The organism is Paenibacillus radicis (ex Gao et al. 2016), from assembly GCF_014641555.1.
GTDB lineage: Bacteria > Bacillota > Bacilli > Paenibacillales > Paenibacillaceae > Pristimantibacillus > Pristimantibacillus radicis.
Genome location: NZ_BMHY01000002.1, coordinates 445025 through 454641, shown reverse-complemented (window position 1 = coordinate 454641; position 9617 = coordinate 445025). Strand labels below are relative to the sequence as shown.

The window sequence follows — 9617 nt, the reverse complement described above, 5'->3', positions numbered from 1 at the left end:
TAGTTAGTTAGTTAGTTAGTTAGTTAGTTAGTTAGTTAGTTAGTTAGTTAGTTAGTTAGTTAGTTAGTTAGTTAGTTTGCGCTATCGTGCGACGTTTACGTTTGGTACGAAATTTGATTCGTGCCGCGGTCATCAGCCGTTGTACAATACTTTCCTCGGCTCGTGGGCGAGCCAGGATGCTAGAGGGAGTGACTCAGATATCAAAATGTAAAAATACATGTTGTCAGTCGTTTTTTTCGTGATTTATCGCTTCAAAATGCAAATGTGCAGGTTGATTGGCTCAAAGAGTGTCATTTGAGCAGAAATGAGGGATTTGAAATGTATTTTTACATTTTGACCCTCTGTTTGAGTCGTTTGGAGGGTCATCAAAATGCACTTTTGCATTTTGTTTGGTTCCGTAGTATGGGAGAGGCTTGGAAGCAGTGTGTAGTGTGACCTGTAACCTGTGACCCTACATAAGAAAGACCCCTGCCGGGGTCTCACGTCACTTGGGTTCCTTAGCCCTTATTCATTCGGACAGCCGCTCAGTAAATGGCCGGAGCGGTTGACCTTGGTCTGCAAGTAGTTCTCGTTATATTCCGACACATCGCCCCATAGTGTTATACGCCCTGCTACTTCCAGCCCGGCCGAGCGCATCGCGTCCAGCTTTTTCGGATTGTTCGTAATGAGCTTCACCTGCTTCTCTCTAAGCGCTCGCAGCACGCGAATCGCATCCCCATAGTTGCGCGCATCGTCCACAAAACCAAGGTTTAGATTTGCTTCTACCGTATCGTACCCCCGCTCCTGCAGCAAATAGGCCATCGCTTTGCTGAACAGCCCGATTCCCCGTCCTTCGTGATTTGCCAAGTAGAACAAAGCTCCCGTACCGTGATCCACGATCATTTTCAAAGACTGATGCAACTGGAAGCCGCAATCACAGCGCTTGCTGCCGAATATATCGCCGGTGTGGCAAATGCTGTGCATCCGAATATATGCATCCTCCGCCTTCTCGAAATCTCCATAAACGAGTACGCTGGATTGCTGCATTTCCGCCAGATTGACCGATGACAGCTTATGGATAATACCTTCGATATCGGTTAAATCCTCTTTACACAACAGCCAGCAGTACCAGTGAAAAATCGCCGTCTCGCCGTCCAAATTAATGGGAAGCTGAATCGGGCCAACTAAATATATTTCGCCCTTTTCGCTGCCGATATGTTTTATTTTATCGTCTAGTATTGATACCACTTTCTGTTCCACTCGCTATTCCCGCCCTTCGATTCATCTTGCACTCACTCTCAATAAATGTAGGGTGCACCGGCCTGCCTCTGGCTATGCTATCTCTATCCGTTGCTTCACCTTCACGCAAAAAAAGAGCAGCCCCTGAACTCAGGAAAGCTGCTCTTCTATAAAACCTTGGTTTACGATGATACGGGCTACTCCATCTGACTAGCTTCAGCAAAAGCCTTCAGCTTCTCTTCATATTGGCCGAGCAGTTTATAAAGGGCTTTCGTGCTGCGGGCAAGACCTCCTGCACGGTTGCGAAGCAGCCACAGACGTTCGAATTCATGGATGGTCTGCTCCAACTGTTCCTTCAACTGAACGACCAGAGCTTGCTCTGCCGCATCGTCCGGCAATTCAATCCGGTAAACGCAGCGGTGAAGGCCAACCCCCTGCTCAATAAGAGCAACGGACAGCTTAAGCTCCTCCACTACCGTATTCGCATCTGGCAGGTTAAGCTGGACCTGCTCCAATTGCTGCTTGCGGGAGGAGAGCCAATTCAGCATCTCTGCATAGCGATAATCAAGCAGGAAAGGCCCCCCGCGAGCGCCAATTTCCTTGTACAGCTCCATCATTGCGTTCGTTTCCGTTTCCAGCTTCTCCTGCGTTGACAAACCGCGGTTCAACAAATAGCTCGTATAGGTCATATTGTCCAGCGAACTGTTCTCCAAGCGGTAGTATCGCCCAAGCTCGAACAGCAGCTTGCCGATACTGCCCGTGCTGTCTTTCAGAATTACATCCGAAATATATTGCTCTGCGCCTTCTATTTCTTCGATATTGCGTTCAGCTTGCCAGCTGGCGCCTGCACCATATACGATACCCGGATAGCTTGCATTCAGCGTCTGCCAGTGCCCGGAATCGCCCCAATCTGTAATGATAAAACCGCCAGCACCGAAAGCTGCTCCACAGCGTGCTGCATCAGCGATATTATCCAGCATATTGTCTGTCCGGCCTGTGATCGCTGCCCAAGTGCTCGTACCCGGACAAACATAATACGGAACCCCGCTCTCCTGCAGTCTTCTGGCGCTAGCTTCGAAGGAACGATAGTTATCATAGTTCCAATCAAGCACGGTAACGTCTGCAGGAAGAAGCGGCAGCGTCTCCGGATGCTTCGCTATGATGTCGCCCCACATCAACGTTTTTTTGCCATGCTTTTGGACAAGCCCGATCACTTTGTCTGCATACTCCATGTAAAGCTTGCCAACGCCAATTTGCTCGGCGCGTGCCTTGCTGCTGCCGGTGCCCAAACCAAAAGGCTCGTCCATGTTGATGTTAGCATACGCTGAGGAAAACAGCGGCAGCAGCTCGTCCAGCATCGTCTTAACCAATTCTAACGATCGGCCATCGGTTGGGTTCAATGTAGTAGGCGGCAGTTTGAATGGCAGCGGAATCGGCGGTGACATGCCATCCGGATGTTCCGCCAGCTCACGGAGCTCCGGCTTCGCCAGCCAATCTCCCATATGACCCAGGCAATTCTGATTCGGTACAAGATCGATGAATCGGCTCGCTGCATAGGCATCCAGCTCTTCATATTCCTTCGCCGTAATCGGTGTCGCATCCGGGAACAGCCCGGCATAGGCTGAGTAGCTGAAGGGATAGCCTTCCATATAGAGCTGCAGATGGTTGATTTTAAGACCGGATAAGGTGTCTATAAGGCCGAACAGGGTGTCCATCTTAGGAATTTTATTACGTCCGATATCCAGCATAAAGCCGCGCACCGGAAAATCCGGCTCATCCTCGATATGAAAATGCTCCCATTCCAGTCCGCTTCGTTCCAGCAATTGCTCGGCGGTAAGCACAGCATAGTGCAAACCAATCCTTGCACTTGCCTCAATACGCAGCAGTCCCCCCTCCCAAGTCATGCTGTAGCCCTGCGGATGAATACCGGACACACATGCAAGCTCTACCTTTGTAACGGTAACGGCAGCGTCTTTTGAAGAGGTCTGACCTATACTTGCCCCCGCAATCCGATTGAGCGCTGCCGACAAACGGCGCTCCATGTTAATCCCATCAGCCCAACGCTTCATTTCCTCATCCCGCGCCGTCACAGCAAATGCCGTTCCCAGACTTGAACGGCCGCCGGTCAATTGAAACCCGCGAGGTCTCGGGTAGAGCTTATTCAGTATAGACATGTTAGTTCCCTCCTAAATTGAGAGTTGTATCCGGCCCGCTTAACGTTGCCAGAATATCTGCAATATCCTTCTCCGTGATCGCGCCGCTGCTGAATGACGTCATGCCGCGAAGCGGCATCTGGTCCAAGAACGCTCTGACCATCGCCTCGTGCTCGCCCTTAAGCGCAGCAGCAAACGGCAGTTGGGCAATCAGCTTATCCACGATCTCCTTGCCGCCCTCAGCTTCATTCAAATCACCTAGCGTAGAATTGCGATCGAACGTTCTTCGGAAAGGATGAACGGCACGCACTGTAATCTCTTCTTCCAGAACGATATCCGACGAGGAACGCCCAACCAGCAGCTTGAATTCGCCCGATTCCACAATCCAATCGCAAGCCTCCACGTCATAATAGGCAAAGCTGCGTTTATCCAGTACCATCTTCACTGTTTTTGTCTCACCCGGTGCAAGCTCAACCTTGCTAAAGCCTTTAAGCTCCTTCTCAGGCCGAATGACACGGCTGCTTACATCGCGCACATAAAGCTGTACGATCTCCTGTCCGGCAACCGCTCCTGAGTTTGTCACATCAACCTGTACCGACACCGTGTCTTCATCCGTAATCGAGGTGTTGTCTACCCGCAAGTTCGAATAAGTGAATGTCGTATAGCTAAGGCCATGCCCAAACGGGAAAAGCGGCTGCAGACGTTTTTTATCATAATAGCGATATCCGACGAACAAGCCTTCCCGGTATTCAACACGGTCACCTTCGCCTGGAAAGAATAGATAGGACGGATTGTCACTAAGCTGTACCGGGAACGTCTCCGCCAATTTGCCTGATGGATTCGCATTCCCCAGCAGCACATCGGCGAGCGCGCCACCGAGCGCTTGTCCACCCAAATACGCTTCCAGCACCGCCTTGGCCTTGTCTAGCCACGGCATTTCGACCGGTGCTCCGTTGCACAGCACAACAGCCAGATTAGGCTGTACGGCGGTAACTGCCTCAATAAGTGCAATCTGGTTGGCAGGCATTCGCAGATGCTTACGATCAAAGCCCTCCGATTCGTAGCTGCTTGGCAATCCTGCAACGAATACGACTGCTGAAGCCTCTGCCGCGATCGCGAGCGCCTCCTCTGTCAACTTCTCATCGGCAAGCTCCTGGTTCAGTGCATAACCTTGTGCATATACAATTTCTGTACCGGCTCCAGCAGACTGAACGAGCTCCTCGATCAAGTCATCAATCCGGGTTGGCTTAATCTGCGAGCTGCCGCTGCCTTGGTAGCGAGGCTGCTTGGCAAATTCGCCAATGACGGCAATTTTACCGCCACGGGAAAGCGGCAAAACGCTGTCATCATTTTTCAGCAACACCATGCTCTCTCTGGCAATTTCACGCGCCAATTGATGATGAGCGTCATAATTTACGATCGTATCCGGTTTTCGTTCATCCACCGATCTGAATATAATTCGAAGCAGCCGTTCAACCGCATTATCCAGCTTCTCCTCCGGCAGTGTTCCCTGTTGAACGGCTTCAATAATTTGCTGTTCACCCGCTCCATAGCTCGATGGCATCTCCAGTTCAAGGCCTGCTGACAAAGCGGCAGCCCGTTTGTTCACCGCTCCCCAGTCCGACACGACGAATCCGTCATGGTTCCATTCCTGCTTCAGAACATCGGTCAGCAGCTTCTCGTTTTCGGATGCAAATTCGCCATTCACTTTGTTGTACGCACACATAACAGTCCACGGCTGCGCTTTTTTGACTGCTCCCTCGAAGCTTGCCAAATAAATTTCGCGCAATGTGCGCTCATCTATGACAGAGTCGGATGTCATTCGGCGATGCTCCTGATTGTTCGCGGCAAAATGCTTTAAGGAAGTGCCTACTCCTTCACTTTGTACGCCCAATATATGATGAGCCGCCATCTCTGCTGACAAATAAGGGTCTTCGGAAAAGTATTCAAAGTTCCGGCCGCATAACGGCGAACGCTTGATGTTCGTACCCGGACCGAGCAATACTGCCACATTCTCCGCCTGGCATTCCTGCCCAAGCGCCCGGCCCATCCGTTCAATCAATTCGCGGTTCCAAGAGCTCGCTACCCCGGCGGCAGATGGAAAGCAAGTAGCAGGCACACTGTTGAACAGACCGAGGTGATCAGCCGATGCCTGCTGCTTGCGCAGCCCATGCGGACCGTCTGTTACCATTACGGAAGGAATGCCCAATCGTTCAATGCCCTTGGTATGCCAAGTGTCAGCACCCGAGCAAAGGCTCGCTTTCTCTACCAGCGTCAGTTGTACAATAATTTCTTTAATATCCCGTTGTTCGCTCATATTCTCCATATCCTCCCACACATTACTTAGTCATGCAGCTCAAATTCGGCTGACAATGTATCTCTGCTATTAGGGCCAACAAACAGTACAAATGATCCGTTCTCTGCAACTTCTCCTTCGCCCGTTGACCAGAATGCCAGATCAGACGATGTTATCCGGAGTACAGCTTCCTTGCTTTCACCAGGCTCTAGCGCAAGCTTCTGGAATCCCTTGAGCTCCTTGACCGGTCTTACGACGCTTCCATAGCAATCGTTCACGTACCATTGCACCGTTTCTTCTCCAGCTGCTTTCCCCTGATTCGTAACGGTAATGCTCGCTAGCAGCTCTCCAGAGGCCGATAGTTTGTCCGAGGAAAGCCGCAAATCAGAATAAGCAAATTGCGTATAACTAAGTCCATAACCAAATGGATAAAGCGGATCATTTGGCCCGTCGATATATTTGGAAATGTATTTCTCCTGTTTGTTCGCAGCTGTAACTGGGCGTCCCGTGCTGAAATGATTGTAATAGACCGGCACTTGGCCTCCATGGACAGGAAAGCTCATCGTCAATCTTCCCGATGGATTATAGCCGCCTGTCAGTACATCTGCGATAGCATGACCTGCCTGAGAACCAAGGAACCACGATTCTACAATGGCATGGACATTAGGGTGCGTCTCGAACCACTGGAGCACGAGCGGCCGGCCATTGGTGAGCACTAGAATCGTCGGTTTTCCGAGAGCTGCTACTGCCTCCGCCAGACGCATTTGAGCTTCTGGAAGCTCAATGCTCATCCGCGACGCCGCTTCTCCCGACATCGAGCTGCTCTCCCCAAGCGCCAATACAACAATATCGGCCTGCTCAGCTTTAGCAACAGCCTCTTCAATTCCGCCCTCGAGAGGCGCATTCACCTCGGACCCTTGGGCGTAGAGCAGCTGATTCGTACCGAAGCCTTTGCCTTCCAGACCTTCATATAGGGTGACAGTCTCATGCTCATAGCGTGAGAACTGCCAGGGTCCAAGCAAGTCACGGCTATCTGCAAAAGGTCCGATAAGCGCGACCTTTCCTCTGCCAGCTGTCATAGGCAAAACGCCGTTATTCTTCAGCAGCACAATCGATTTGCGTGCTATCTCTCGGCTCTCCATCAGATGATCGGGGTGGAAATGATATTCCTGTTCTTTTTCCGGACGTATATAGCGAAACGGATCATCCATAATACCGGTTTTGTACTTGAGCGTCAGAATACGACGGGCAGCCTCTTCAATCTGCGATTCGGACAGTTTACCCTCTGCAACAAGCCTCGGCAGCGCCTCGAAGGAGCGCGTCACCATCTCGATGTCCATCGTGGCATTGACTGCAAGCCGTGCAGCCTCTTCGTTATCCTTGGCGTTTCCATGGTGTACAATCTCATCAATCGAACCGTAATCCGATATGAGTACACCATCAAAGCCCAGCTCATCTCGCAGCAGCTCCTTCAAGACAAAACGATTTGCTGCAACAGGTACGCCTTGAAAAAGGTTGAATGCATTCATCACTGAGCCGGCTCCAGCTTGGATACCCGCACGAAACGGCGGCAAGTAAACGTTACGCAATGTCCCCTCCGAGATGTCGACGGTGTTGTAATCCCGGCCGCCTTCCGCTGCTCCATATCCGATAAAATGCTTGAGACAGGCAATAAGCGTCTCCGGATCGGACAAGCCTTCACCCTGGAAGCCTTCCACTTGGGCTTTCGCAATTACCGAACCGAGATAAGGGTCCTCGCCGGCCCCTTCAACAACACGCCCCCACCGGGGATCTCGCGTGACATCAACCATTGGCCCGTGATTATAAATAATGCCGGACGCCGTTGCTTCCTTGGCAGATATTGCACAAGCGCGGCGAATCGCTTCCTCATCCCAACTGCAGGACCATGCGAGCGGCACGGGGAAAATCGTCTGCGAGCCGTGAATAATGTCGGCATTGAATAAGAGCGGAATGCCATGCGGAGATTGCTCAACAGCAAGCTTCTGCAGCTCGAATACGCGACTGATATCAAATGCCCCCAAAATTGAACCCACTCTACCTTCGCTCACAAGCTTCTCCGGCGGGTCGGAGGCGATGGCGCCGCCAAATGAGAAATTTGACGCCATGCATTGAAACATCTGTCCTATCTTCTCTTCCAGCGACAGCTTCTTTAGCAGTTCATCTACAGCCAGACGTATATCTTCGTCAGAGCGTTCGGGAATGGGAGAGACGCGCCGGTAAGGTTCCAACTGCGTCATAATCGCTTCCGACAGCATGGGACCGCTTCCGCGCAGACCTTGCAGCGGGAACTTGCCGAATTTAGGCACATATAATTCTCCCTCGAAGGCTTCTTCTCCGAACGCCAGCTGAACGCTCCAGCTCTCTTCCGGGCTCCAGAACACATGGCCAACGCCGCGAACTATATTTCCCTCTACCTCAATGCTCGTAACCTTCAGCGGCAGAGGCAGCGGGGCGCAAACAACATCCAACGTATACGATGATTTTTTCGCCAGCTTGAATTGTACTTTCATTTTCATGCCGGGTCCTTCGATCATGGCATGCCATAATCCGATCATGACGCTCCCCCTCTTTTGTTTATCACAGGTAGCATTAAGGGATGCGAGTCATCCCTTAACAGCACCGATTGTCATCCCTTTGACAAAGTACTTCTGGAAAAACGGATAAGCGGCCAAAATCGGCACTACACCGATAACCGCAATGGCCATGCGGAACGTCTCACTTGGCATCTGCGATAGGCTCTCGCTGACATTGCCATTACTGTTGGCGCTTAGGAACTGGATATCACTCATAATCCGGTTCAGCATGTTCTGAAGGCTGAATAGATCCGGCTTCGTGACGAAGACCAAGCCATTATTCCAATCATTCCAATACGCGAGCCCCTGGAACATGCCTACGGTAGCGAGAATAGGCAGCGACAGCGGCATGACAATTCGGAAATACGTCTTGAACTCCCCCGCACCGTCAATGCTAGCCGATTCCAGTACGGCGACTGGAATTGTAGTTTTGAAGAAGGTCCGCATCAGCAGCACGTTGAAACCGTTCATTAACAGCCACGGAACAATCAATGCAAACAGCGTGTTTTTCACATCAAGCAATTGTGTGTACACCATGTAGGTCGGGACCAGGCCGCCATTAAAGAGCATGGTGAAAAATACGATGAAGGCAACCGTCTGGCCGCCAGGCAGATCTTTGCGGGACAACGGATATGCGAGAAGGGAAGTTACCAGAAGGCTGCTCGCCGTTCCGATGACGGTTACGATAACCGTAATTCCGTATGCACGCAAAATCTGGTCCGCCTGCATCCATAAATACTTGTAGGCCTGAAAGCTGAACTGCGTCGGAAAGAACGAATATCCTTCGGAGACGATAGCCTTTTCGTCTGTGATCGACGCCATAAAGAGAAGGATAAACGGCAATACGCATAATAAGGACAACGCAATCATTATGATATGGGACGCCCATTGCCATGCTCGATTTTCTTTGTCCACAATAATCACTCCTTAGAACAAGGCATTTTCTTTGTTGAATTTCCGAACAATTGCATTGGCACCAAGCACCAATATGAAGCCTACGACCGATTGATAAAATCCGGCTGCTGACGACATCCCGACATCACCCAGTTGCAAGAGGCCGCGGAAGACGTAAGTATCAATAACGTTCGTCGTCTCATAAAGCGCCCCTGAGTTCATAGGCACCTGATAGAACAGCCCGAAGTCGGAGTAGAAAATGCGTCCGACACCAAGCAGCGCCAGCATCGTGATGACGGGTGTAATCATAGGCAGCGTAATCGTGCGAATCTGCATCCACTTGGAGGCTCCATCCAGCTTTGCAGCCTCATAGTACTCAGGATCAATGCCAATAATAGCGGCCAGGAAGACGATGCAGGAGTATCCCGCTCCCTTCCATAAATGAATAAACGTCAGGATGTA

Annotated in this window: 6 protein-coding genes; all 6 read right to left on the bottom strand. The window is 51.0% G+C overall.

The features are described from left to right. Positions 1 to 504: 504 nt before the first annotated feature. On the bottom strand, positions 505 to 1239 hold the full coding sequence (locus IEX98_RS07490) for a GTP cyclohydrolase II (protein WP_188888299.1): 735 nt from the start codon (positions 1237 to 1239) through the stop codon (positions 505 to 507). A gap of 176 nt (positions 1240 to 1415) precedes the next feature. Then, positions 1416 to 3392: a beta-N-acetylhexosaminidase gene (locus IEX98_RS07485; protein WP_188888298.1), complete on the bottom strand. Its 1977-nt coding sequence runs from the start codon at positions 3390 to 3392 to the stop codon at positions 1416 to 1418. 1 nt (position 3393) lies between these two features. After that, positions 3394 to 5688 carry a beta-glucosidase family protein gene (locus IEX98_RS07480; RefSeq protein ID WP_188888297.1) on the bottom strand — a complete coding sequence of 765 codons (2295 nt, stop codon included), beginning with the start codon at positions 5686 to 5688 and terminating at the stop codon, positions 3394 to 3396. A 26-nt stretch (positions 5689 to 5714) separates the two neighbouring features. After that, positions 5715 to 8243 carry a beta-glucosidase BglX gene (gene bglX, locus IEX98_RS07475; RefSeq protein WP_188888296.1) on the bottom strand — a complete coding sequence of 843 codons (2529 nt, stop codon included), beginning with the start codon at positions 8241 to 8243 and terminating at the stop codon, positions 5715 to 5717. A gap of 48 nt (positions 8244 to 8291) precedes the next feature. Further along, complete coding sequence (locus IEX98_RS07470; RefSeq protein WP_188888295.1) at positions 8292 to 9176, bottom strand: carbohydrate ABC transporter permease; 885 nt, start codon at positions 9174 to 9176, stop codon at positions 8292 to 8294. 12 nt (positions 9177 to 9188) lie between these two features. Then, the coding region (locus IEX98_RS29105) for an ABC transporter permease subunit (protein WP_229692037.1) at positions 9189 to 9617 on the bottom strand (429 nt) is incomplete at its 5' end.